Source organism: Enterobacter sp. PGRG2 (assembly GCF_030291195.1).
Taxonomy (GTDB): Bacteria; Pseudomonadota; Gammaproteobacteria; order Enterobacterales; family Enterobacteriaceae; genus Enterobacter_D.
Map to the genome: position 1 here is coordinate 2,617,577 of NZ_CP127837.1, position 25,365 is coordinate 2,642,941.

A 25,365-nucleotide genomic window follows, 5' to 3' on the forward strand; every position below is an offset into this window, starting at 1 on the left:
GCCGGGCGGCACGTTGTTTGCCCGGCCTACGTTATCTACAGAGCGCGTAGGCCCGGATCGCTGCGCGCCACCGGGCGATACTAATCTTACTTCGCCATCGCCTTCTCGTTCTTCGCCCGTAGCTTCTTCGCCCGGCCTTCCAGCAGCAGATAACACACCAGCGCCAGCAGCAGCGGGATAAAGTAATACAGCATACGGTAAGCGAGCAGGGCGGCGATGATTGCCCCTTTAGACGTATGTTCCCCCGCCAGCAGCGCAATAAACACCGCTTCCAGCACGCCGATACCCGCCGGGATATGAATAATCACCCCGGCGATACTGCTCACCAGCAGGACGCCCAGCACGAAGAAATAGTTCACTTCCTGGCCCAGCAGCAGCCAGATAATAGCCCCCATCGCCATCCAGTTGGCGCTGGAGATCGCCATCTGCGCCAGCGCAAACTTCCATGACGGCAGCACCAGCTTCTGGCCTTTGATGGTGGCATGGCGACGTTTGGCAAAGGCGCAGAACCACATATAGGCGGCGATAAACGCCAGCAGCACCACGCCCGCAATACGCAGCGTACCTTCGTCGATATACCAGTGGGCGGGCAGTTCCACCACGCCAAAGGTGAAGATAATGCCGCCGAGCAGAATATAGCCCAGCCAGTTCGTGGTGATACTCAGGGAGAAAATACGCGTGATGGTGCTGCCCGGCAGCCCCAGGCGGGAATAGAGCCGGTAGCGCATGCCGATACCGCCAACCCAGGTGCTTAACGTCAGGTTAAAGGCATAGCAGACGAAGGACACCAGCATCACCTGACGCGCCGCCAGCTTATGCCCGCAGTAGGTGCGCGCCAGCAGATCGTAACAGCCGTAGAGCAGATAGCTCACCACCACCAGACCCAGCGCAATCAGCAGCGTCGTGCGGTTATAGTTGCGGATCACCTCCCAGACATCTTCCCAGTTCACCGTACGCGCATACACCACCAGCAGAACCGCCATGGCGATAAAAAACACCCATGTCAGGATTTTTTTGGCAAGACGCCACTTCGGATGCGATTTTGCCATCAGGGTTTTACCTCAGAGTTTTCGGGAGTGACGCGATCCTGGGTTTCGATTTCCGGCTGTACCGGCGCGGGCACCTGCGCCAGCCGCGGCGTATGGGCTGGCAACCATCCCACCAGCGCCGGGAATTTACGCAGGAAGTGGAACACCACCACGTTGATGGCCAGGTTCCACCAGGTGCGCTTCGGCGCCATGGTTTCATCCACGCGCTTACAGTCATTAGCGATAATCGCGTTGAGATTCTCGCGTAGCGTCTGGTTGAACTCGCGGTCATGAATAATCAGGTTGGCTTCCAGATTCAGCGACAGGCTGAGCGGATCGAGATTACTGGAGCCGACGGTTGCCCAGTGGTCATCCATCAGCGCCACTTTGCCATGCAGCGGGCGACGACGGTATTCATAGACCTGCACGCCGCCTTTTAGCAGATAGTTGTACAGTAGTTCCGCGCCCACTTTCACAATCGGCATATCGGGTTCGCCCTGTACGATCAACTTCACCCGCACGCCGCGCCGTGCCGCATTGCGCATGGCATGCAGCAGTCGATAGCCGGGGAAGAAATAGGCGTTGGCGATGATCACTTCGCGTTTGGCATTGGCCAGCATTTTCAAGTAGTGACGCTCAATGTCGTCCCGGTGATCGTCGTTGTCGCGCCAGACAAACAGCGCCTGCGCCTCGCCTGGCGTGCGGTTTTCCTCCGCCAGATGACGACGACGCTGCTGCCACCAGCGGCGGGTTTGCGCGTTCTGCGGCAGGTTTTCCAGTTCAAATTGCAGAATATCCTGCACCACCGGGCCTTCCACCCGTACTGCGTAATCCTGTTTGGCTTCTGGTCCGTAATCGGACATATGTTCTGCAGAGTAGTTGATGCCCCCGACAAAGGCGATGGTATTGTCGATCACCACGATCTTGCGGTGCATTCGGCGGAACACGTTGGTGCGCATGCCCATCAGCGGAGGGCGCGGATCGTAATAGCGGAACACCACGCCCGCAGACGTCAGTTGACTGACAAATTCGTCGCTCAAATCCGGTGAGCCGTAGCCGTCCAGCAGCACTTCCACATCCACGCCGCGCTGCGCCGCGCGCAGGATCACCGCGTGCAGCTGTTTGCCGACCTCATCCTCAAACCAGATAAAGGTTTCGAGGATCACTTTGCGCTGTGCATGATCGATTGCATCAAACACCGCGGGATAATATTCGTCACCGTTTTCCAGAAGCTGGATACGGTTCCCTTCTCGCCAGCCACATTTCATAAATGGATCTCCGCGCTCAGCGGCGCATGATCGGACAAATGACGCCAGTTGCGCAGCGGAAGCGCCGTGGGCGCGCTGGCACTGGCATTTTTCACATAAATACGATCAAGACGTAGCACCGGGAAACTAACCGGAAAAGTACGCGCCGGACGGCCATGCGCCCGCGTAAAAATCTCTTCCAGTCCGGCCTTCGTTTGTAGGGGACGATTGGCCTTTTGCAGCCAGTCGTTAAAATCACCCGCCACCAGCACCGGCTCACCTTCCGGGAAGGCATTTACCCACTCAGCCAGCATATCCAGCTGCGCCTGCCGATGCGCCTCGCGCAGGCCCAGATGGACGCAAATCACGTGGATTGGCCGGTCATATTGCGGCGGCACAATGCGGCAGTAGAGCAGACCGCGATTTTCGCTGCCCTCCACCGACACATCACGGTTTTCATAGTGTTCTATCGGGTAGCGCGACAGCACGGCATTGCCGTGGTGCCCTTCAGGGTAGACCGCATTGCGGCCATAGGCAAAGTCGCTCCACATGGTATCGGCGAGGAATTCATAATGCGTGGTATCCGGCCAGTTCTCGACGTGTAACGGGTGTACTTCGTGCGCGCCCATCACCTCCTGGAGGCAGACGATATCTGCGCTGACAGTGCGCACCGCATCGCGCAACTCAGGCAAAATGAAGCGTTTATTAAATGCTGTGAAGCCCTTGTGCGTATTAATGGTGAGCACTTTCAAAGAAAACTGTCGGGTTTGTTGCGTCATTTTTATCCTTCCCGCGTCACTATCCTGATGAAAATAAAGTGTAGTCCTTGTCACAAAAAGATGCGGCCTTACGGATTTTTCCGTAAAGTCCGGTACTCTCAATACAGTTAGATATCCGTTAAGGAGATAAGCCATGAGATGGCAACAACGTATTCGTGTCGCAACAGGCTTAAGTTGCTGGCAGATTGTGTTGCATTTAATGGTCGTCGCAGTGCTGATAATGGGCTGGATGAGCAAGTCGCTGGTGCATGTCGGCCTGGGGCTGTGCGTGGTCTATGGCGTCACCGTGCTGCTGATGCTGGCGCTGCAACGTCACCATGAGGCGAAATGGCGCGAGCTGGGGGATTTCCTCGAAGAGCTGACCACCACCTGGTATTTTGGCGCGGCGATGATCGTGCTGTGGCTGCTCTCCCGCGTGCTGCAAAATAACCTGCTGCTGGCGCTGGCCGGCGTGGTGATCCTCGCCGGTCCGGCCATCATTTCGCTGCTGATGAAAGATAAAAACTCAGGCCACTTTACGACGAAACATCGCGTACGCCGCTGAACCTGTCGTGGCCGTTATCACCAGTAGCGGCCATAAACTTCCCCATACGATCCCCAGACTCGCATCCTTGAGATAAATTTGCTTGGTTATGTCGGTGAAATGGCGGATCGGATTCACCCACGTCAGATTCTGCAACCAGACAGGCATGTTTTCCACCGGCGACACATAGCCGGAGAGCAAAATCGCCGGCATCATAAACACGAATACGCCGATAAACGCCTGCTGCTGGGTGGCGCAGAGCGACGAAATCAACAGCCCGAAGCCCACCAGCGACAGTCCGTAAATCACCATGGTGAAATAAAACAGCAGCAGCGATCCGGCAAAGGGGATCTGATAGGCAAAAATACCGATGGCCAGCACGATGGTGGCCTGGAAGGTGGCGACGATTAACGCCGGTACCGCCTTGCCGACGAAGATCTGCCAGGTCGCCAGCGGCGACACCAGCAGCTGATCCAGGGTGCCCTGTTCCCGCTCGCGCGCCACCGACAGCGAGGTGACAATCATCACGCCGATGGTGGTGATCATCGCAATCAGCGACGGCACGACAAACCATTTATAGTCCAGATTCGGGTTATACCAGTTGCGCACCACCAGTTCGCTGTTATTCGGTTTTGGCCGATCCCCCAGCAACTCCTGCTGATAGTCTTTGACGATTTGCTGTAAATAGTTGGCGGCGATCTGTGCGCTGTTGGAGTTACGCCCGTCGAGGATCAGCTGCATCGGCGCGGGCTGGAAGCTATCCAGATTGCGCGAAAAATCCGCCGGGAAGCGCACCAGCAGCAGGGCTTTTTGCTGGTCGATCGTCGGTTTGATCTCCTGCGGGCTGTTGAGCATGAGGACGTGCGTAAAGGCTTTCGCCCGCGCGAAGCGCTGGGTCAGCTCAATGGCATGTTTGCCGTTGTCTTCGTTATAGATGGCAATGGTGGCGTTGGTCACTTCCAGGGTGGCGGCAAAGGGAAACAGCAGCACCTGGATAAGCACCGGCAGCACGAGAATGGCGCGGGTTTGCGGCTCGCGCAGCAGCGATTGCAGTTCTTTGCGGATCAACGTCCAGAGTCGGTGAAACATGTTTGCTCCTTAAAACGATCCTGGCGACCTTGTAGGCCCGGTAAGCGCAGCGCCACCGGGCAAAATCAATCCAGCCGCCGTTTGGTTTTCATCCACGTCAGGCCGATAAACATCACCGCCGAGGCCACCAGAAACAGCGTATTGATCACCAGCACCGTCGGGATATTCCCCGCCAGAAACAGGCTTTGCAGGGTACTGGCGAAATAACGCGCCGGAATAATGTAGGTCACCATGCGGATGGCGGCGGGCATACTGTCGATCTGAAAGATAAAGCCTGACAACATCACCGACGGCAGAAACGCGGCGTTCAGCGCCACCTGCGCGGCATTAAACTGGTTGCGGGTGATGGTGGAGATCAGCAGCCCCATACCGAGGGTGCTCAGTAAAAACAGACTGGTGATCAAAAACAGTATCAACAGCGAGCCCCGGTAGGGCACGCCCAGCACGAACACCGACACCAGCATGCACAGCAACATCGCCAGCATGCCGAGAAAATAGTAGGGGATCAGCTTGCACAGCAGCAGCTCGCCGCGCGTCACCTCGGTGGAAAGCAGCGCCTCCATGGTGCCGCGCTCCCACTCCCGCGCCACCACCAGCGAGGTAAGAATTGCGCCGATCACCGTCATAATGATGGTCACCGCGCCGGGAATAATAAAATGCTGGCTGATGGCCGCCGGGTTAAACCAGTAGCGCATCTGCACGTCGATCAGCGGTTCAAAGGTTTCCCCACGATCGCTGGCGCGCTGGGTCTGCCACAGCTGCCAGATGCCCTGCACATAGCCCTGCACAAAGTTGGCGGTATTCGGCTCGCTGCCGTCGGTGATCACCTGCACCGGCGCATCATCGCCGGGGCGCGCCATTTTTTCGGCGAAATCCACCGGGATCACCACCAGACCGCGAATGCGTCCCGCCTGCATCATTTCAATCAGCTGCGGACGGCTGTTGCTGATGGTGGCGTCAATATAGGGGGAGCCGGTCATTGCATGGGTGAAATCCAGCGCCTCTTCGCTGCGCTGCTCAAGCAACACGCCGACGCGCAGCTTGCTGGAATCAAGGTTAATGCCGTAGCCGAAGATAAACAGCAACAGCAGCGGAATGACAAAGGCGATCAGCCAGCTGCTGGGGTCGCGCACGATCTGCCGCGTCTCTTTCACGCACAGCGCGCGCACCCGCCGCCAGCTTATAGCGGAACTACTCATTGGCATGCTCCTCGTCCCAGTCGTTGATCAGGCGGATAAAGGCCTGCTCCATGGTCGGATCCTGCTGCGCATCGTCGGCGGTCTGCGCTTTAAGATCGTCCGGCGTACCGCTGGCGATCAGCTTGCCGCGATACACCAGGCCAATACGATCGCAGTACTCCGCTTCGTCCATAAAGTGCGTGGTCACCATCACGGTGACGCCTTTTTCCACCATGCTGTTAATGTGCAGCCAGAATTCACGGCGGGTGAGGGGATCGACGCCGGAGGTCGGCTCATCCAGAAACAGAATATCCGGCTCGTGCATCAGCGAGCAGGCCAGCGCCAGCCGCTGTTTAAAACCGAGCGGCAGAGAGTCCGTCGCCTGTCCGGCCAGCGTTTTCAGGCCGAACGCCTCGCTCATACGGTTGATTTTCTCCTCCTGCGCCCGCCCACGCAGGCCATAGACGCCGGAGAAAAAGCGCAGGTTCTGTTCAACGCTCAGGTTGCCGTACAGCGAGAATTTTTGCGCCATATAGCCGAGATGCTGCCGCGCTTTGCCGGAGCTGACTTTCAGATCCATCCCTAACACCAGCGCTTTACCGGACGTCGGCACCAGCAGGCCGCACATCATTTTAAAGGTGGTGGATTTCCCCGCACCGTTCGGCCCGAGCAGGCCGAAGATCTCCCCGCGTTTGACGCTGAAATCCACGTGATCGGTGGCGGCGAAATCACCGAATTTTTTGGTCAGGGACTGCGCTTCGATCACCGTTTCGTCGGCGCTGCCAGTAACAGTATGCAGAATAGCGCCTAGCGGCGATTCCGACGCCCCCGCGCCGCCGAGCAGATCGATAAAGGCATCTTCAAAGCGCGGCGCGGTTTCAGCTATCTCAATGTCCGGCATACCGGGCGCCTGGCGAATGTCATCGGCAGTGGCCTCTTTTTTGAGGATCAGGCGTACCGATTTGCCCTGGATCATGCCATCGCTCACCTGCGGCAGCTTCAGCGCGCGCTGCAACAGACGACGGTTATTTTCCTGCGGGCTGTGCAGCAGAAAACTGCGTCCGGCGATGGTTTGCGTCAGCGCTTTTGGCTCGCCCTGATACAGCAGTTCGCCTTCGTTCATCAGCAGCACATCGCGGCACTGTTCCGCCTCGTCCAGATAGGAGGTGCTCCACAAAATCAGCATGCCGTCCCCGGCCAGCTCATGCACCATCTGCCACAGCTCCCGGCGGGAGATGGGATCGACGCCGACCCCCGGCTCGTCCAGCAGCAGCACTTTCGGCTCGCCCACCAGCGTGCAGGCCAGCCCCAGCTTCTGCTTCATACCGCCGGAAAGTTTTCCCGCCAGCCGCCCGGTGAAGGGGCCAAGGGCCGTAAATTCCAGCAGCCGGGCAAAAGTTTGTTTTCGCGCTTCGCCGGTGACGCTGCGCAGATCGGCATACAGATTAAGGTTTTCCATCACCGTTAAATCTTCGTACAGGCCGAATTTTTGCGGCATATAGCCCAGCACCGCATGCAGAGCGCGGTCGTCCTGGACAGGATCGAAGCCCAGCACCCGCGCTTCCCCCTCATCAGGCTTCATCAGCCCGGCCAGCATCCGCATCAGCGTGGTTTTGCCCGCGCCGTCCGGCCCGACCAGGCCGGTGACGTAGCCGGAGGCGATCCCGCAGTCCAGCCGCGCCACGGCGGGCTTGTCCATCCCGGCAAAGCGTTTAACCAGGCCGCTTAACTGGATGCCGTCATTACTCATGCGCCGCGGCATCCTGGAAGGTGGCGGTGATCGGCATCCCCTGGCGCAGGTTATCGTCGGCATCGGTGACGATAATGCGCAGGCGATACACCAGGTCGGTGCGCAGATCCGGCGTCTCGACGGTTTTCGGCGTGAACTCCGCCGTTGGCGAAACAAAGCCGATTTTGCCGTGATACGGCTTATCCGGGCGGCTATCGGTATAGAGCAGGATTTCGCGGCCAGGTCGCGCCTCGCCGAGGCTCTGTTCATTGATATAGGCGCGCACCCACACCGGGCGGGTGAGGGACAGGGTTAACACCGTGCTGCCCGCATTCAGCATACTGCCCGGCTCCACGGCGCGGGTCAGCACCGTACCGTCGGACGGCGCGACCAGCGTGGTGTCATGCAGATCCAGCTCCGCCTGGGCCAGCTGCGCCTGTGCCTGTTCAAGGCCCGCTTTCGCCTGGGCGATTTCCTGCGGCCGGTTCCCGGCGCGGAACTGGCTGAGCTTATCCTGCGCCGATTTCAGGCTGGCCTGCGCCTGATCCCGTGACGAACGGGCGTTCTCCAGATCGTTGGCGGAGATCACCCGGCTTTTCCACAGCCCCTGCTGGCGCTGATAAAAGTTTTGCGCATAGTCATAGGCCGCGCGCGCCTGATTGACCGCCGCCACCGCCTGGGCGATCTCCTCATCACGGTAGCCCGCAATGGTCAGATCGTATTTCGCCTGCGCGGTGGAGACATTGGCCTTCGCCTGCAACAGCGCGTTCTCATAAGGGGCGCGATCCAGCACGCCGAGCGTCTGGCCCGCTTTCAGCCGGTCCCCTTCATCGACGTTCAGCGTCTGCAAACGGCCGCCGACGCGAAAGCTGAGATTCACCGTGCGAATATCCACGTTGCCGTACAGCGTCAGCGGCTGATCCTGACGGCTCTGATACCACAGCGTCCCCGCGCCGATAACAGCGAGCACCGCCACCATCGCCAGCGCGATAATCACCGGTTTTTTCATGACTCCTGACTCCTTAACGTTAATCCTTCGAGGATAAGATCGAGATGGCAGCAGATGACTTCGTAGATTTGCGCGCACTTCCCGGCATCAAACGCCTGCCAGCCTGCACGCAGTAAAATGGTTTCCCGTCCGAGACGGAAGGCGAGGATTTCGCCGAGCAGGGCGTGAGTGTGCAGAATCGTGCGCGTATCCCCGGCGTCGCGCCCGGTAAAGGCGGCGATCAGGCGCGTTAAATGGCTGTGTAAGGGATCGATCACCTGCTCATGGATCAGGTGATAGGCGCGGGTAGGGGAGAGCTGCTCCCGGGAGATAAATTTGCTCAGCGGCAGGGTTTCATCTTCGGTCAGCAACTGGATCATATTGTTGCAGGCGCGGAGGATCAGCTCGCGGATGGCGGCTTTATCCGGTGCGGGCTGCGCCAGCAGACGCTCGGCGGCCTCGGCATGGGCACGGAAATTCTCGCCGATAAAGTCGGCAATCGACTGGGCGCAGGCGAGGTAAAGATCCTCTTTCGAACCAAAATAGTAGGGGATGGCGGCAATGTTTTGCCCGGCCTGGGCGGCGATCTCACGGGTGGTGGCATTCAGGCCATACTCACCAAACTGCGCCAGCGCTGCTTTGATCAGCAGGCCTTTTGCCTGTTCGCCTTTACTGGTTTTCAGGGATGCATTCATGGCGTCATTAAAAATTAATCAATCGATTGATTAACATTATGCCTGTTTTTTGACCTTGTCCAGTACAGTGATTTATTTTGCTGACAACCGCCTTCGGGATAATTTATGCGGTATGTCACAAAAGCTGCTACACTCCGCCTCTTCATGACATTGTGGTTTTTGTCATCCGTCACGTTACTGATCTCCCTGAAAACTACACCGGTAACGGTCGGGGCGGTTCGGAGTTGTTATGTCTTTTGATGAACTGGGTTTAAACCCTGAGATCCTGCGCGCCGTTGCCGAGCAGGGCTACCGCGAACCTACTCCTATTCAGCAGCAGGCCATTCCGGCCGTGTTGCAGGGGCGCGACCTGATGGCCAGCGCTCAAACCGGTACCGGCAAAACCGCAGGCTTCACGCTGCCGTTACTGCAGCACCTGGTGAACAACGAGCCGCACAGCAAAGCCCGCCGTCCGGTGCGCGCGCTGATCCTGACGCCAACCCGTGAGCTGGCGGCCCAGGTGGGCGAAAACGTCCGTGAATACAGCAAATACCTGAATATCCGCTCGCTGGTGGTGTTCGGCGGCGTGAGCATTAACCCGCAGATGCTGAAACTGCGCGGCGGCGTGGACGTACTGGTGGCGACACCGGGACGCTTACTGGATCTGGAACACCAGAACGCCGTGAAGCTCGACAGCGTGGAGATCCTCGTGCTGGACGAAGCAGATCGCATGCTCGACATGGGCTTCATTCACGACATCCGCCGTGTGCTGGCGAAGCTGCCGAAAAAGCGTCAGAACCTGCTGTTCTCCGCCACCTTCTCTGATGAGATCAAGGGTCTTGCGGAAAAGCTGCTGCACAACCCGCTGGAAATCGAAGTGGCGCGTCGCAACACCGCCTCTGAGCAGATCACCCAGCACGTTCACTTTGTGGATAAAAAACGCAAACGGGAACTGCTGTCACAGCTGATCGGCCAGGGCGACTGGCGGCAGGTGCTGGTGTTTACCCGTACCAAGCACGGCGCGAACCATCTGGCGGAGCAGCTGAACAAAGACGGCATCCGCAGCGCGGCGATCCACGGCAATAAAAGCCAGGGCGCACGTACCCGGGCGCTGGCTGATTTCAAATCCGGCGATCTGCGTGTACTGGTGGCGACGGATATCGCCGCCCGTGGACTGGACATCGAAGAGCTGCCGCACGTGGTGAACTATGAACTGCCAAACGTGCCGGAAGACTATGTGCACCGTATTGGCCGTACAGGCCGTGCTGCCGCCACCGGCGAGGCTCTATCGCTGGTGTGCGTCGATGAGCACAAACTGCTGCGCGATATTGAACGTCTGCTGAAAAAAGAGATCCCGCGTATCGCCGTACCGGGCTATGAGCCGGATCCGTCCATCAAGGCGGAACCTATTCAGAACGGTCGCCAGCAGCGTGGCGGCGGCGGTGGACGCGGGCAGGGCGGCAATGGCCGCAGCCAGCAGCCACGCCGTAACGACAGCGCAGCGCCTGGCGCGCGCCGCAGCAGCGAGGCAAAACCGGCCGGTGAAAAACCCCGTCGTCCGCGTCCGCGCAAACCGGCGGCCCAGTAACCGGAACGCCCTCTCCTGCGGGAGAGGGAAAATCCGCGTTGTCACTTTGTCAGCGGATCGCTAACATACGCTTCACTCTGTGCGGAGCGCTCTGATGATCGATAAACATTCTGCCGTCCCGGTATATTTACAGCTTGAACAGTATCTGACCCGCCGTATCTGCGCCGGTGATTTACGTCCGGGCGACGTCATTCCGTCGGAAAATGAACTCTGCCAGCAGTTTTCGGTGTCGCGCATGACCGCGCGCAAAGCCGTGGATTATCTGGTGCGGCAGGGAAAAGTCGAGCGCCGTCGCGGGCAGGGCACCTTTGTCGCCCATCCGAAAAAAATCCTCCGCATTCCGTTACCTCTCGATCGTCATCTCTCCTCCAGCGAAGCCACGCTCGGTCTTGAAGAGCCGGTGATAAACCGCCTGATCTGCCTGTCGCGCCAGCCTGCGCCCGGCGATATTGCCGACAAGCTGCAATTGCAGGCCGGGGAAGAGGTCTGGTTTATGAAACGCCTGCGCCTGCTGGATGACATCCCCTTCGTGTTTGAGCAGTCGTGGATGTTACTCGCCCCGTTTTCCGATCTGAGCGAAGCCGATCTCAACGCCTCGAAATACGCTTACATCAGCCGCAAGGGGCATACCGTCGCCCGCTCAGAGAAAGAGATCCGCGCCGAGCTGCCGTCTCAGGACGTGCGGGATATGCTCGGTATTAATCGTGACGAACCCGTACTCCATGCCACTTCCGTCGCCTGGCTTGCGGAAGGCATTCCCTTCGAAGTTTCTGAAATCTATTACAACCAACAGCATTACCGCTTCACGCTGACCGCTGAACGGCCGTAAATAACGGCGAATTTGTGATCCATCTCTGGTTATAAAATAAGTGGGCTAGACAACTATACATGTTGGCTGGCTATACTCATGGCAGGTTTTCGATCCGTAAATCACTTACTTCAATAAGGATCACGCTATGAGTCGCGCTGGCGAGTTTTTACAAGATTTAGGAAAGGCATTAATGATGCCGATTTCGGTGATTGCCGCCGCCGGGATATTTCTTGGCCTTGCAGCGGCATTGCAGAATCCGGCGATTGTCAGTGCCGAGATGATGAATGCGCAGATGATGCAGCACATCATCGGCTTTATACGCAAAGTGGCCGGATCGCTGTTTGCTAATTTACCCCTGCTCTTTGCCATTGCCGCCGCCATCGGTCTGGCGCGGGATGAAAAACCCACGGCGGCGCTGGCAGCGGTGATCGGCTTTATTACCTTTCACGTCGGCGTCAATTTCAGCCTGCTGGTGCAGGGCTTAACGCCCGCCACCACCTCTGTAGCCGCCTTTGTTGAAAAAGGTTACAGCCAGACCGAAGCGGTGATGTATTCCGCGGAATTCGCCAGCACGCTGGGGATATTTTCCTATCAGATGAGCGTACTCGGCGGGGTGATTGCCGGTATGGTCACGGTATTGCTGCATAACCGTTTTTATATGATTAAACTCCCGGCGGCCATCGCCTATTTTGGTGGCCGCCGCTTTGTCCCTATTATTACCGTGGTGGTCCTGCCGCTGGTCGGCGTCTTAATGTCGTTAATCTGGCCAGTTATTGCCACGGCGATTATTCATATCGGCGAATTTATTGGCGAGTCCGGGCCGTTCGGCACCTTTGTTTATGCCTTTACCGAACGCATTCTGATCCCGACCGGCCTGCACCATATTCTTAATGAAACCGTGCGTTTCACCCCGGTCGGCGGCATGGTGCATGTCGATAACGAAAGCGTGATCGGCGCGCTCTCTATCTTCAATTACGCGCTGGCGCATCCTGGCGCGCTGGCGGATGACATTACCCGCGAAGCCACGCGTTTCCTGGCGCAGGGCAAAATTCCGGTAATGATGTTCGGTTTACCCGCTGCCGCGCTGGCTATTTATCGCTGCGCCCGCCCTGAGCATAAACAGCGGGTTAAAGCGCTGATGATGGCGGGCGCGCTGGCCTCGTTTACCACCGGCATCACCGAGCCGCTGGAATTCAGCTTCATCTTTGTCTCACCCATTCTGTTCATATTCCACGCCATTATGTCCGGGCTTTCTTTTGCCAGCGCGCAGTTGCTGGAGGTGATGATCGGCAATATTCAGGGCGGCTTTATCGACTTTATGGTGTTCGGCGTACTGGGCGGCACGAAAACCCACTGGTGGTTCAGTCTGCTACAGGGCGCTATCTGGGCGCCGGCGTACTACTTCGTTTTCAAGTGGGTCATTTTACGCACCAATGCCAGAACGCCGGGGCGTGAAGATGAAGAGAGTGTGCGCAGCGTACTGGCAGGGGCAGGGGAACCGTCCGGTGAAACCGCGCTGATCGTGAAAGGTCTGGGCGGCAGCGAGAATATTCAGCACGTTGACTGCTGCTTTACCCGTCTGCGCGTGAAACTGCGCGATATGGCGAAAGTGGACGAAGCCGCGCTGAAACAGAGCGGAGCCAGTGGGTTTATTCGTACGACGGAGAACGATCTTCAGGTTATTTACGGACCGCAGGTGGAAAGCATCGCCAGCGCCGTAAAACAAAATTTAATTCAACAGACGCAATAAGAGAACTGATGATGAAAAACACTTTTAATATCGTATTAGTTGGCGGTGGTTCCACCTGGACGCCGGGTTTATTAAAAGCATTATGCAAACTCAAGGCGCGTCTGCCGCTGAAGAAACTGGTGATGTTTGATGTGAATGAAGAGCGCCAGGCGGTCATTGGCGAGTATGCGAAAGTGCTGTTCCGGGAAGAATACCCGGAACTGGAATTTACCTACACCACGGATAAAGACGTGGCCTTCACCGATATGGATTTCATCTTCTGCCAGATGCGCACCGGCGGCTACGCGATGCGCGAAAAAGATGAAAAAATTCCGCTGAGCCTTGGCGTGATCGGTCAGGAAACCTGTGGGGCAGGCGGCTTCGCCTACGGTATGCGCTCGATCCGCGACATGATCCAGCTGGTGGAAGATGTGCGCGCCCGCTCACCGAAGGCGTGGATCCTCAACTATACCAACCCGGCGGCCATTGTCGCCGACGCGCTGAACCAGCGTTTCCCGGACGACGATCGCATTATGAATATCTGCGACCAGCCGGTGAACCTGCTGCGCTCCTACGGTCGCCTGCTGGGGCGCAATCCGGAAAACTTCGAGCCGGTCTATTTTGGCCTTAACCACTTCGGCTGGTTCACCCACCTGTACGATGAAAACGGCGTCGATCTGGTGCCGGAATTAAAAGCCATTATTTCCGACAATGGCTTTAAACCGGCGGATGCCGAGCAGCGCGATCAGTCCTGGCTGGACACCTACGCCGCCGTCGCCGATATGCTGCGTGATTTCCCGGACTATCTGCCGAATACCTATTTGCAGTACTACCTCTATCCGGAATACAAGTTCTCGAAGCTGGATCCGAATTTTACCCGCGCCAACGAAGTGATGAACGGTCGCGAAAAACGCGTGTTTGAGGAGTGCCGCACGGCGGTGGCGGAAGGCACCACCCAAAACGTTAAAGTCGTGCATAACGACGCGCACGGCGACATGATTGTTGAGCTGGCGGAAGCCATCGCCTTCAATCTGAAGAAGAAATTCATCGTCATGCTGGAAAACAACGGTCTGGTGGAGAACCTTGACGACGACGTGATGGTGGAAGTGGTGGCGGAAATCGGCGTTAACGGCGCGCGTCCGTATGGCGTCGGCAAAATCCCCACCTTCTACAAAGGGCTTATCGAGCAGCAGTTTGCCTATGAGCGACTGACGGTGGAGGCCTGGTTTGAAGGCTCTTACACCAAAGCGTTGCAGGCGCTGACCCTCAACCGCACCATTGTGGATGCGAAAAAAGCCCGCAAAGTGCTGGATGCGCTGATCGAGGCCAACAAAGAGTACTGGCCTGAACTGCGCTAAGCGGAGCGGGAGAAGGTAACTTCTCCCGTTTTTACGAGCCGCCTTCCAGAGGCGGCAAAAAAAGGTACTGCCTGAACGCTAAAAATGCCACAATAGTGGCTGTTTATACAGTATTTCAGGTTTCCCGATGGCCTTATCCGCCGCGCTAAAAACGCAGATTGCCGCCTGGTACAAGGCGCTACAACAACAGATCCCGGATTTTATTCCCCGCGCACCGCAACGGCAGATGATTGCCGATGTGGCGAAAACCCTCGCCGGTGAAGAGGGGCGGCATCTGGCGATCGAAGCGCCCACCGGCGTCGGTAAAACCCTCTCCTATTTGATCCCCGGCATCGCTATCGCCCGCGAGGAGCAAAAAACGCTGGTGGTCAGCACCGCTAACGTGGCGTTGCAGGATCAGATCTTCAGTAAAGACCTGCCGTTGCTGAAGAAAATCATCCCCGATCTGCGCTTTACTGCCGCCTTCGGGCGCGGGCGCTATGTCTGTCCGCGTAATCTTGCGGCCCTTGCCAGCAGCGACGCCATGCAACAGGATCTGCTGGCCTTTATGGACGACGAGCTGACGCCGGGCAGCAAAGAAGAGCAGCAGCGCTGTGCAAAGCTTAAAGCCGATCTCGACAGCTACAAATGGGACGGCCTGCGCGATCACACCGATCAGAACATTGAAGACGCGCTCTGGGCGCGGCTCTCAACCGATAAAGCCAGCTGTCTGAACCGTAACTGCCACTACTACAAGGAATGCCCGTTCTTTGTCGCCCGCCGGGAAGTGCAGGAAGCGGAAGTGGTGGTGGCAAACCACGCGCTGGTGATGGCGGCGATGGAGTCCGAAGCGGTATTGCCGGAGCCGAAAAACCTGCTGCTGGTACTGGATGAAGGCCATCATCTGCCGGATGTGGCGCGGGATGCGCTGGAGATGAGCGCGGAGATCAGCGCGCCCTGGTACCGCCTGCAGCTGGATCTGTTCACCAAACTGGTGTCCACCTGCATGGAGCAGTTCCGCCCGAAAACCACGCCGCCGCTGGCGACGCCGGAGCGGCTGAATGCCCACTGCGAGGAGCTGTATGAACTGATCGCCTCGCTGAACAATATTCTGAATCTGTACATGCCTGCAGGCCAGGCGGCTGAGCATCGTTTTGCGATGGGCGAGCTGCCGGATGAAATCATGGAGATCTGCCAGCGGCTGGCAAAGCTCACCGACATGCTGCGCGGGTTAGCGGATCTCTTCTTAAGCGATCTGAGCGAGAAGACCGGCCAGCACGACATCGTGCGTCTGCACCGGGTGATCCTGCAAATGAACCGCGCCCTCGGCATGTTTGAAGGCCAGAGCAAGCTGTGGCGGCTGGCGTCTATGGCGCAGGCGTCCGGCGCGCCGGTATCGAAATGGGCGACGCGCGAGCTGCGCGACGGCCAGCTGCATCTGTTCTTCCACTGCGTCGGCATTCGCGTCAGCGATCAGCTGGAAAAGCTGCTGTGGCGCAGCGTGCCGCACATTATCGTCACCTCCGCCACGCTGCGCTCGCTGAACAGCTTCACCCGGCTTCAGGAGATGAGCGGCCTGAAAGAGAAAGCGGGGGACCGTTTTGTGGCGCTGGATTCGCCCTTTAATCATGTCGAGCAGGGAAAAATCGTCATCCCGCAGATGAAGTACGAACCGCTGATGGAGCATGAAGAGCGGCACATCGCGGAGATGGCGACCTATTTTCGGGAACAGCTGGAGAGCAAAGTCCATAAAGGCATGCTGGTGCTGTTTGCCAGCGGACGCGCCATGCAGCTGTTTCTGACCTTTGTCACTGACCTGCGGCTGTTGCTACTGGTGCAGGGGGATCAGCCACGCTACCGGCTGGTGGAACTGCACCGTAAACGCATCGACGGCGGCGAGCGCAGCGTGCTGGTCGGCCTGCAATCCTTTGCCGAAGGGCTGGATCTGAAAGGCGATTACCTGACGCAGGTGCATATCCATAAAATCGCCTTCCCGCCTATCGACAGCCCGGTGGTGATCACCGAAGGCGAATGGCTGAAAAGCCTCAACCGCTACCCTTTTGAAGTGCAGAGTCTGCCGAGCGCTTCCTTTAACCTGATCCAGCAGGTGGGGCGACTGATCAGAAGCCATAGCTGTCACGGCGAAGTGGTGATCTACGATAAACGTCTGCTCACCAAAAGCTATGGCAAGCGTCTGCTTAACGCGCTACCGGTATTTCCTATTTCACAACCGGCCGTCCCGGACGTTATAGTGAAAAGTAAACCAAAAGCAGACGCAAAACAGAGCCGTCGCCGACGACGCTAATCCGGGCACGGGAAGGAGATTTCATGGACTATCGCAAGATCATCAAAGAGGTCGGGCGCGGCAAAAATCACGCCCGCGATCTGGATTTTGATACCGCACGCGCGCTGTACACGCACATGCTGAACGGCGAGGTGCCGGAGCTGGAAATGGGCGGCATTCTGATCGCGCTGCGCATCAAAGGCGAGGGCGAAGCGGAAATGCTCGGCTTCTATGACGCCATGCAGCAGCAGACTATGAGCCTGACGCCGCCGGTGGCAAAGCCGATGCCGATTGTTATCCCGAGTTATAACGGCGCGCGTAAACAGGCCAACCTGACGCCGCTGCTGGCGATCCTGCTGCATAAACTCGGTTTTCCGGTGGTGGTGCACGGCGTCAGCGAAGATCCCACCCGTGTGGTGACGGAAACGATTTTCGCGTTGCTCGGTATTGAGGCCACGCATCTGGCGGGTCAGGCGCAGGCGAAGCTGGACGGTCATCAGCCAGTTTATATTCCCGTCAGCGCCCTCTGTCCGCCGCTGGAAAACCAGCTGGCGATGCGCTGGCGCATGGGGGTGCGTAACAGCGCCCACACGCTGGCGAAGCTGGCGACGCCGTTCGCCGAAGACGCCGCCCTGCGCCTCTCCAGCGTTTCCCATCCGGAGTATGTGCCACGCGTGGCGAAATTCTTCAGTGATATTGGCGGACGCGGCCTGCTGATGCACGGCACCGAAGGGGAAGTGTATGCCAACCCGCAGCGCTGCCCGCAGATGACATTAATAGACAGCCAGGGCGCGCGCGTCATCCTTGAGCGCCAGGCCGAAGAGCAAACTGACGTCTCGCTGCCAGACGCCAAAGATCCACACACCACCGCGCGCTGGATCGAACGCTGCATAGTGGGCAGCGAAGCGGTACCGCAATCACTGAAAACGCAAATGGCCTGCTGCCTGTATGCCGCAGGTCAGGCCGATTCCCTTGAGGCGGGGCTGGCGCAGGTCAACGCCCGTTTTTAAGGCAAAAAAAAGCCCGTCCAGGGCCGGACGGGCAACAAGGGTAATAACACTCTGGTATTGCAAAATACAACATATGATGAGGGTAAAACGCACCGGCGGGCGGGTAGCCCGCAGGTGTAAAGCATTCAGTCGATTATTTGTAGATAACCGCGGTGCCGCTCATTTTGTTACTGGTGTTAGCGGAAGTGATGCTGTAACCGGTCGCGCCAGCTTCAGCCGCTTTCTGCGCCAGCTGTGCTTCCAGACCGTCCAGCGTGGTCGCGCCGTCGGCTGCCACAACGCCGATTTTGCTCATATTCTGCGCCTGTTCAGCAGTCACTGCCTGGGCGGCAAACGCGCCGAATGACAGGGTGGAAAGGGCGATGGCGGCAACAGCATATTTAATGGTTTTCATTGGTAAACTCTCGCAGATAATTCTGTTAAGGGGACGATGTTCCGTCGATGTGATAAGTATCACAGTATTTTGCGAAAGATAAAATCTAAGAGAATTGACGACCTTGTTCTAAAAAATTGAACGATCGTTAATTAATTGATTAGTAATATATTTTTCAGATGAATGGGTATAAAGCCGGGCAGGACGACGCGACAGCGGCGTTAGCGGCACGATTTGCTACTTTCTGAGCGTTTTTTTGTGGTCTTACCCGCAACCGCTTGCGCTGTCATATTACGTCAGGAAAGGTCAACGTAACTGGCTTTCCTTGGAACCTCTGCGATTATATCCTGAGTTAGCCTGATTTTTTAAATCTTTCTTCTGCTGGCAGTTTACGCACAGACGCACACCGGGGATCGCCTTACGACGCGCGTCCGGAATAGGTTCGCCGCACTCTTCGCACTCCTTCAGGCTTTCGCCCTTCGGCAGATCGCGCCGTGCACGTGCCACGGCGTCTTCAACAGTGCTGTCGATTTGATCCTGCACTGCGCCATCATTTGCCCAACCGGATGCCATCGCCTTCTCCTTCTCTCTGTACATACCTTAAGTTTAGACCATGTACAGACAAGCCAGGACGACAGGCTTAGCGCGCGTCGGGGCGAACCAGGTCGAAGCGCTGGGATTCGTCAATGGTGTAGTAGGCAGACGGGCCGCCCGCACGCAGTACCGGACGGGCTTTAGCCGTCTGATAAATACCGTTTTCCAGCAGGGATTCATCAATATGAATGCCGACCACTTCGCCCAGCACCAGCCAGCTGTCAATCGGCGTACCGTCGGCGGCGGTCAGCTGAATACACTGGGACAGGCGGCATTCGAAATTGACCGGGCTTTCGGCGACGCGCGGCACGCTCACCACCTGGCTTGCCACCGGCGTCAGACCGGCACGCACAAATTCGTCCTCGTCGTGGGGCAGGGACGCAGAGCTTTCATTCATTCGCACTGCCAGATCATAAGTGGTCAGGTTCCAGACGAACTCTTTGGTTTCAGTGATGTTTCGTACGCTGTCTTTCCAGCCGGTGCTGGAGAAGCCAATGATCGGCGGGCGATAGTTAAAGCAGTTAAAAAAGCTGTAGGGCGCGAGGTTACGCTGTCCCTGACTATCCTGCGACGCGATCCAGCCAATGGGACGCGGGCCGATAATGGCATTCAGCGGATCGTGGGGCAGACCGTGCCCCAGCGCTGGCTGATAAAAATACATAGTTCACCTGTTTTTACGATTAAATCAGAATAGCGAGCGTCACTTATTTACCGCGCCGCCGTCAACGGGTATCTTACGCCGCTGTTGAAAGGAGAATGCCATGACTGCCCAGAAGCCGGGATTACACCCGCGAAACCGCCATCACAGCCGCTACGATCTTGACGCCCTTTGTCACGACTGTCCGGAGCTGCGTGGCTATATTATTGCCACGCCAACGGGTGAGGCGACGGTGAACTTTGCCGATCCCCTCGCCGTGAAAGCCCTGAATAAAGCGCTGCTGGCGCATTTCTATGGCGTCGCCCACTGGGATATTCCGCAAGGGTTTCTCTGTCCGCCGGTGCCGGGCCGCGCGGATTATATTCATCATCTGGCGGATCTGCTGGCGGAAAGCGCCGACGGCGCTGTGCCGCGTCAGGCGAGCGTGCTGGACGTGGGCGTGGGCGCGAACTGCATCTACCCGCTGATCGGCCATCACGAATACGGCTGGCGCTTTACCGGCACGGAAGTCAACAACGAGGCTTTTGCCAGCGCCCAAGCGATTATTAACGGCAATCCTGGCCTGACCCGCGCCGTGCGTCTGCGTCGTCAGAAAGATCCTGCGTCTGTTCTTAACGGGATCATCCACAAAAACGAACAGTACGACGCCACGCTCTGTAACCCGCCGTTCCACGACTCGGCTGCCGCCGCCCGCGCCGGCAACGAGCGCAAGCGCCGTAACCTTGGTCAGAGCAGCGAGGCGCTGAACTTTGGCGGTCAGCAGCAGGAGCTGTGGTGCGAAGGCGGGGAAGTGGCCTTTATCACGCAGATGATCGCCGAAAGCCAGGCCTTTGGTCGTCAGGTGCTGTGGTTCAGCTCGCTGGTGTCACGCGGGGAAAACCTGCCGCCGCTGTACCGCGCGCTGACCGAAGCCGGGGCGGTGAAAGTGGTGAAAAAAGAGATGGCCCAGGGGCAAAAGCAGAGTCGCTTTATCGCCTGGACCTTTATGGATGACGCCCAGCGTCGCCGCTGGGCAAATACCCGCTTTAAAGCGTAGGGGCAGCGGGCGGCGGCAGTTCCTGCGGCGCGGCAGATGGCGGCGTGGCAGGCTGCGCCAGCACCTGATAAGTCTGCACCGGCGGGCGTACCCCTGCCAGATCGAAGTATTTCTTCACCATGCTGTCGAGCGCAAAGCGCACCGTCCACTGCTTGAGCGGCTGCGTGGTGAAGGTCACGCGCAGGGTAAAGGCGGTGTTGGTCAGGCCGACGATGCCGACAAAAGTCGGTTCGCCGATGATCAGCCCGCGAATATCCTCCCGCGCCATCAGTTCCCCCACCGCATCCTTGAGCGCCTGATTCGCTTTATCCGCATCTTCATGGCGATCGACATCGTAGTTAGCCACAATCGAGCCAATACCGCGCACAAAGTTGGCGAAGGTGGTGATAGATGACCAGGGGATGATGTGGTACGCGCCGGTATCCTGGCGCACCCCCACCGAACGGATCGACATGCGCTCCACCGTGCCGGTTAGTGGCCCGATGGTCACCAGATCGCCGGTGTTCATCCCGTTTTCAAACTGAATAAACACCCCGGTAATAATATCTTTCACCAGCGTCTGCGAACCAAAAGAGATCGCCAGACCCAGCGCCCCGGCACCCGCCAGCAGCGGCGCGATGTTCACGCCAATCTCCGACAGCACAATCATCACCGTGATGGTGCTGATCACCACCGCCAGCGCATTACGGAACAGCGTCAGCAGGGTACGGGTACGGGCGCTCGGCAGCGGGCGGCCGTGAATATCGGAAGACAGGCGGTTTTCGATAAGACTGGCCAGCACCGTCCAGCCGACGGCGGAGAAGAACAGGATCAGCGCGATGCGGATCAGAATATCCACGGTTTTCTCGCCTGCGCCGTTATGCAGCCAGTTCCAGAAATCAAACAGACCCCAGGCATTGAGCAGCAGCATGATCGCCACGCAGACCACCAGAATACGCGCCACTTTCAGCGAGGCGGAGATCCAGCCATTAACGCGCTTTTGCAGCTCCGGATAGTTACGTTGCACATGGGGCGACAGGGTGATGGTCTTGGTGAGCCAGCGCGACAAAATTCCCGAAGCAAAGGCGGCGACGCTGATGATAGCCAGACTGTGCAACGACGCGCTCATCATAAACTTCAGGCTGTTGCCGGGATCGAACAGCGAGAAGAAGAACAGCACCACGAAGTAAGCGCTGGCCAGCCAGTGCCACACCAGCGCAAAGGCGCGGATAAAAAGGCTGAAAAACGACAGCGAGCGCTCCGCCAGATGGATAAGATTTTGCTGGACGGTGATCCTGTTATGAAAGATCAAATACAGCGCCCAGCTGGTGATGCAGAGCATGATAATGACGTTCGCCACCGCGCCCACCTGCACATTCACCTGATTGGAAATAATGGGCACCGCCACCAGCAGGCCATAGCCGATCAGGCTGCTTAAGGCGCTCAGGCGCAGATGCCAGTATTTTGCCGCCTCATCCTTTACCGGGAACGGGCGCAGATCGGGAAAGCGCGGGCAGAAAATCAGCCGCAGTATGGCTTTAAAAAACTCAATCAGCGCAAAAGCGTTCAGGAACAGCCCCTGCTGGAAGGCGATAGTGCGGTTACCGCCGTTGAGGTTATCGCTCAACAGCTGGCCGACAAACAGCGTCAGGGCCAGCAGCATGATGTCGATAATAAATGCGCCTATGATCATTGCCGGTAACTGTAACCAGTTGGCGTGCTCGCGGTTTTTACGCCGCGCCCAGGTGCCCATTTTGCGGTACAGCGGCGAGACGCTAAAGCGCACCACCCAGAAGAAGACGAACACGCTCACCGCCAGCATCAGAAAATGCGAGGCGGCGTTGTAAAAGGTCTGCGGATTAAACGCTTTATGCGGCGAACCGGTAATGTTGCGATACAGCTGCGCGAAGCGGGAGGCCAGTTCATCGCCGTAATGGCGGGTGACGGCGGTGACGTTCTCCAGCACGGTAGTTTCTTCGACCACTACCGGCGGCGTGATAGTCGGCGCTTGCCCTGTGGCTGGCGCGGCGGCCGCATTACGTAACTGACCGATCAACTCCTCCCGCGAGGCGCTGTTTTCCAGCACATCCGCCAGCGCGCCATAGGCGGCTTTTTTTTGCTCGGCATCTGGCTCAGCGGGGGTGGTTTCGGCCGGGGTGGCAGTGGCGCCTGACGTGACGCCAGGAATTGTCGCCGCGTGCAGCGGCATGAAGAACAGGCTAAGCAGCAACAAGATCCACTTCACGGACTCCTCCTGAGAAAAGCACAACAAAAGGATAAGTATAGAGGATGGCAGGGCGGCGACGGGAAATGGGAGAAATCCAGGCGGGGTGGAAAACAGCCCTCTCCGGGAGAGAGGGCCGGGCAGTTACGACACGTGCTGTAAGAATTCCTGCAGACGCGGGCTTGGCGGATTTTCAATCAGCGCCTGCGGATTGCCGTCTTCGGCAATGCGGCCTTTATCAATGAAGATCAGGCGTGAGGCCACTTTTTCGGCAAAGCCGATTTCATGGGTCACGATCACCATCGTCATGCCTTCTTCCGCCAGATCCTGCATCACCTTCAGCACTTCATGGCGCAGCTCCGGATCCAGGGCTGAGGTTGGCTCATCAAACAGCATCATTTTCGGCTTCACCGCCAGGGCGCGGGCGATAGCGACACGTTGCTGCTGCCCACCGGACAGCTCCGACGGGTAGTGATGCGCACGTTCAGCAAGGCCGACTTTCGCCAGCAGCGCTTTGGCCTGCACTTCGGCATCTTTTTTGTTCGCGCCACGCACGCGCAGCGGGCCAAACATCACGTTTTCCAGCGCGGTCAGGTGCGGGAACAGATAAAACTGCTGGAACACCATACCGGCTTCCTGACGGATCAGCCGCTCATCCACCTTCGGATCGTTCACTTTCAGACCGTCAACAATCAGATCGCCGCTGGTGATCTCTTCCAGCTTGTTAATGCAGCGTAAGAGCGTCGATTTACCGGAGCCGGACGGCCCGATAATCACCACCACTTCACCCTGTTTGATATTCAAATCGATATTGTGCAGCACCTGGGTCTGGCCAAAGTGCTTGGAAACATTTTTAAATTCAATCACAGGATTTTCATCCTTCTTTCAAGACGACGCAGAATAAAGCTCAGCACCAGGGTGATGATCAGATAGAAGACCGCAACGGCGCTCCAGATTTCCAGCGCGCGGAAGTTGCCGGCGATGATCTCCTGGCCCTGACGTGTCAGTTCGGCGACGCCGATAACAATAAACAGGGAGGTATCTTTAATGCTGATGATCCACTGGTTGCCCAGCGGCGGCAGCATACGGCGCAGCGCCAGCGGCAGGATCACGTGGCGAATGGTTTCGCGGCGCGACAGCCCCAGCGCCAGACCCGCTTCGCGGAAGCCTTTATGAATAGACAGCACGGCGCCGCGGGTGATCTCGGCAATGTAGGCGCCGGAGTTGATCATAATGGTCACGACGGCGGCGCTGAACGGATCGATACGCAGGTCGTTAAACGCCATGGGCAGCGCAAAATAGATGAACATCACCTGCACGACGATAGGCGTGCCGCGGATCACTTCGATAAAGACCAGCGCGATGTGGTTAGCCAGCCAGCCGCCGAAACTGCGGGCGAAACCGGCGGCAAGACCGATAAGCAGGCCGCCAGCGAGACCGAGGACCGAGATCCACAGCGTCATTTTGGCGCCTTCTAAGAGAAGCGGAATGGCAGGCCAGATGGCACTCCAGTCAAACTGCATGATGAATTCCTGTAAACCGTGGTTTAAAAACAGCAGGGGCGAATGGTCGCCCCTGAACTAACTTGTTAAAACTTATGATTATTATTTAGGCTCGGTGCCGAACCATTTTTTGTAGATTTCGTTGTAGGTGCCGTTCTCTTTCAGGGTTTTCAGTGCGCCGTTAACTTTGTTACGCAGATCGTCGCTGCCTTTCGGGAACGCGATACCGTACTGCTGCGCTTCCAGAGAATCGCCTACCGCTTTGAACTTACCGTTACCGGCGGTTTTGATGAAGTAGAGAATGTTCGGCGTGTCATGCAGCACCGCGTCGGCACGGTTGGTGCCCAGTTCCATATAGGCATTGTCGATGTTCGGGAACTGACGCAGATCTTTGGTTTTGATGTTCGCTTTTGCGTAGTCAACAGAGCCGGTACCGCCTTTCACGGCAACGACTTTACCGTCCAGATCTTTTACGCTCTTCACGTCGTTGTTGTCGGCTTTCACCATCACCAGCAGACCGCTCTTGTAGTAGCCATCAGAGAAGTCGATCGCTTTTTTACGTTCTTCAGTAATAGTGATACCCGCCAGCGCCACGTCGACGTTTTTGGTTTGCAGAGCCGGGATAATGCCGCTGAAATCCATAGGTTTCAGCTGGTAATCCAGCTTCAGCTCTTTCGCCACGGCAGCCCACAGATCCACATCGAAACCAACGTATTTATCGCCTTGTTTGAATTCGAACGGAACGAAAGCAGTATCTGTTGCCACAACCAGTTTATCGGCGGCGTGAGACGAAACCGCAAATGCCAGGGTCAGAGCAGCCAGGGAAACTTTTAATACAGACTTCATAGCATTTCCTTTTATATCCACGGGGCGATCCCCTGAGAGAACCTGTGCAGTATGAAAAAATCGTGCCAGGTTTACAACCTGTTGTTTTGTAAAGACGTGTCATCGCCGGGGTGCACTAAAAGCAGCGCAACGGCAACGGAATGCACCATGATGGGGCGC

The 25,365-nt window shown here is 57.5% G+C and carries 23 protein-coding genes; 8 read left to right on the forward strand and 15 right to left on the reverse strand.

Annotated elements, in window-relative coordinates; translation table 11 throughout:
* Positions 1 to 86 precede the first annotated feature (86 nt).
* The 3 genes from QRD42_RS11560 to QRD42_RS11570 are packed head-to-tail and all read right to left on the reverse strand — an operon-like array spanning position 87 to position 3,054.
* Entirely contained in the window at positions 87 to 1,049 is a 963-nt protein-coding gene (locus QRD42_RS11560) for a lysylphosphatidylglycerol synthase transmembrane domain-containing protein (protein ID WP_321987163.1), read from the reverse strand.
* On the reverse strand, positions 1,049 to 2,296 hold the full coding sequence (gene clsB, locus QRD42_RS11565; protein WP_072567899.1) for a cardiolipin synthase ClsB: 1,248 nt from the start codon (positions 2,294 to 2,296) through the stop codon (positions 1,049 to 1,051). The genes QRD42_RS11560 and clsB overlap by 1 nt, the downstream gene beginning before the upstream one ends.
* Positions 2,293 to 3,054 carry an endonuclease/exonuclease/phosphatase family protein gene (locus QRD42_RS11570; protein ID WP_072567900.1) on the reverse strand — a complete coding sequence of 254 codons (762 nt, stop codon included), beginning with the start codon at positions 3,052 to 3,054 and terminating at the stop codon, positions 2,293 to 2,295. The genes clsB and QRD42_RS11570 overlap by 4 nt, the downstream gene beginning before the upstream one ends.
* 133 nt (positions 3,055 to 3,187) lie before the next feature.
* Between QRD42_RS11570 and QRD42_RS11575 the strand changes: the two genes are divergently transcribed.
* Positions 3,188 to 3,598, forward strand: coding sequence for a YbhQ family protein (locus QRD42_RS11575; RefSeq protein WP_321987164.1), 411 nt, complete (start codon positions 3,188 to 3,190; stop codon positions 3,596 to 3,598).
* On the opposite strand, the gene QRD42_RS11580 is transcribed toward QRD42_RS11575, so the two are convergent.
* The 5 genes from QRD42_RS11580 to cecR all read right to left on the reverse strand — a co-directional run bounded on the left by QRD42_RS11580 (position 3,560) and on the right by cecR (position 9,256).
* Complete coding sequence (locus QRD42_RS11580) at positions 3,560 to 4,666, reverse strand: ABC transporter permease (RefSeq protein WP_072567902.1); 1,107 nt, start codon at positions 4,664 to 4,666, stop codon at positions 3,560 to 3,562. The genes QRD42_RS11575 and QRD42_RS11580 overlap by 39 nt on opposite strands.
* A 65-nt stretch (positions 4,667 to 4,731) precedes the next feature.
* On the reverse strand, positions 4,732 to 5,865 hold the full coding sequence (locus QRD42_RS11585) for an ABC transporter permease (protein WP_072567903.1): 1,134 nt from the start codon (positions 5,863 to 5,865) through the stop codon (positions 4,732 to 4,734).
* Positions 5,858 to 7,594: an ATP-binding cassette domain-containing protein gene (locus tag QRD42_RS11590; RefSeq protein ID WP_321987165.1), complete on the reverse strand. Its 1,737-nt coding sequence runs from the start codon at positions 7,592 to 7,594 to the stop codon at positions 5,858 to 5,860. Before QRD42_RS11590 ends, QRD42_RS11585 begins: the two co-directional genes overlap by 8 nt.
* On the reverse strand, positions 7,587 to 8,582 hold the full coding sequence (gene hlyD, locus QRD42_RS11595; RefSeq protein ID WP_072567905.1) for a secretion protein HlyD: 996 nt from the start codon (positions 8,580 to 8,582) through the stop codon (positions 7,587 to 7,589). Before hlyD ends, QRD42_RS11590 begins: the two co-directional genes overlap by 8 nt.
* Entirely contained in the window at positions 8,579 to 9,256 is a 678-nt protein-coding gene (cecR, locus tag QRD42_RS11600) for a transcriptional regulator CecR (protein ID WP_072567906.1), read from the reverse strand. The genes hlyD and cecR overlap by 4 nt, the downstream gene beginning before the upstream one ends.
* Positions 9,257 to 9,485: 229 nt before the next feature.
* On the opposite strand from cecR, the gene rhlE reads away from it, so the two are divergent.
* The 6 genes from rhlE to ybiB all read left to right on the forward strand — a co-directional run bounded on the left by rhlE (position 9,486) and on the right by ybiB (position 17,994).
* A complete protein-coding gene (rhlE, locus tag QRD42_RS11605) occupies positions 9,486 to 10,823 on the forward strand; it encodes an ATP-dependent RNA helicase RhlE (RefSeq protein WP_318363585.1) in 1,338 nt (445 codons plus the stop codon).
* Between the two features lie 94 nt (positions 10,824 to 10,917).
* Positions 10,918 to 11,652, forward strand: a complete 735-nt coding sequence (locus QRD42_RS11610) for a GntR family transcriptional regulator (RefSeq protein ID WP_318363584.1) — start codon at positions 10,918 to 10,920, stop codon at positions 11,650 to 11,652.
* 127 nt (positions 11,653 to 11,779) lie between these two features.
* Entirely contained in the window at positions 11,780 to 13,384 is a 1,605-nt protein-coding gene (locus QRD42_RS11615; RefSeq protein ID WP_318363583.1) for a PTS transporter subunit EIIC, read from the forward strand.
* Positions 13,385 to 13,392: 8 nt separating this feature from the next.
* Positions 13,393 to 14,721 carry a 6-phospho-alpha-glucosidase gene (locus QRD42_RS11620; protein ID WP_234007181.1) on the forward strand — a complete coding sequence of 443 codons (1,329 nt, stop codon included), beginning with the start codon at positions 13,393 to 13,395 and terminating at the stop codon, positions 14,719 to 14,721.
* A 127-nt stretch (positions 14,722 to 14,848) separates the two neighbouring features.
* Positions 14,849 to 17,005 carry an ATP-dependent DNA helicase DinG gene (gene dinG, locus QRD42_RS11625; RefSeq protein ID WP_321987166.1) on the forward strand — a complete coding sequence of 719 codons (2,157 nt, stop codon included), beginning with the start codon at positions 14,849 to 14,851 and terminating at the stop codon, positions 17,003 to 17,005.
* Between the two features lie 23 nt (positions 17,006 to 17,028).
* Entirely contained in the window at positions 17,029 to 17,994 is a 966-nt protein-coding gene (gene ybiB, locus QRD42_RS11630) for a DNA-binding protein YbiB (RefSeq protein WP_321987167.1), read from the forward strand.
* Between the two features lie 133 nt (positions 17,995 to 18,127).
* Here the strand turns inward: ybiB and ybiJ are convergent, their stop codons facing one another.
* The 3 genes from ybiJ to QRD42_RS11645 all read right to left on the reverse strand — a co-directional run bounded on the left by ybiJ (position 18,128) and on the right by QRD42_RS11645 (position 19,622).
* The gene (ybiJ, locus tag QRD42_RS11635; protein ID WP_072567911.1) at positions 18,128 to 18,388 is read right to left on the reverse strand and encodes a DUF1471 family protein YbiJ; all 261 of its coding nucleotides are present in this window, start codon (positions 18,386 to 18,388) and stop codon (positions 18,128 to 18,130) included.
* A gap of 285 nt (positions 18,389 to 18,673) precedes the next feature.
* Positions 18,674 to 18,940: a DksA/TraR family C4-type zinc finger protein gene (locus QRD42_RS11640; protein WP_321987168.1), complete on the reverse strand. Its 267-nt coding sequence runs from the start codon at positions 18,938 to 18,940 to the stop codon at positions 18,674 to 18,676.
* 67 nt (positions 18,941 to 19,007) lie between these two features.
* Positions 19,008 to 19,622, reverse strand: coding sequence for a flavin reductase family protein (locus QRD42_RS11645; RefSeq protein WP_321987169.1), 615 nt, complete (start codon positions 19,620 to 19,622; stop codon positions 19,008 to 19,010).
* Positions 19,623 to 19,722: 100 nt separating this feature from the next.
* Between QRD42_RS11645 and rlmF the strand changes: the two genes are divergently transcribed.
* Positions 19,723 to 20,655, forward strand: coding sequence for a 23S rRNA (adenine(1618)-N(6))-methyltransferase RlmF (gene rlmF, locus QRD42_RS11650; protein WP_321987170.1), 933 nt, complete (start codon positions 19,723 to 19,725; stop codon positions 20,653 to 20,655).
* On the opposite strand, the gene ybiO is transcribed toward rlmF, so the two are convergent.
* From ybiO to glnH, 4 genes are all read right to left on the reverse strand, one after another.
* Entirely contained in the window at positions 20,645 to 22,879 is a 2,235-nt protein-coding gene (gene ybiO / locus QRD42_RS11655) for a mechanosensitive channel protein (RefSeq protein WP_318376516.1), read from the reverse strand. The two genes, rlmF and ybiO, sit on opposite strands and share 11 nt — an antisense overlap.
* Before the next feature lie 123 nt (positions 22,880 to 23,002).
* Entirely contained in the window at positions 23,003 to 23,725 is a 723-nt protein-coding gene (gene glnQ / locus QRD42_RS11660) for a glutamine ABC transporter ATP-binding protein GlnQ (RefSeq protein ID WP_318376515.1), read from the reverse strand.
* Positions 23,722 to 24,381, reverse strand: coding sequence for a glutamine ABC transporter permease GlnP (gene glnP / locus QRD42_RS11665; protein ID WP_072567917.1), 660 nt, complete (start codon positions 24,379 to 24,381; stop codon positions 23,722 to 23,724). Before glnP ends, glnQ begins: the two co-directional genes overlap by 4 nt.
* An 81-nt stretch (positions 24,382 to 24,462) precedes the next feature.
* Entirely contained in the window at positions 24,463 to 25,206 is a 744-nt protein-coding gene (gene glnH, locus QRD42_RS11670; protein ID WP_072567918.1) for a glutamine ABC transporter substrate-binding protein GlnH, read from the reverse strand.
* Positions 25,207 to 25,365 lie beyond the last annotated feature (159 nt).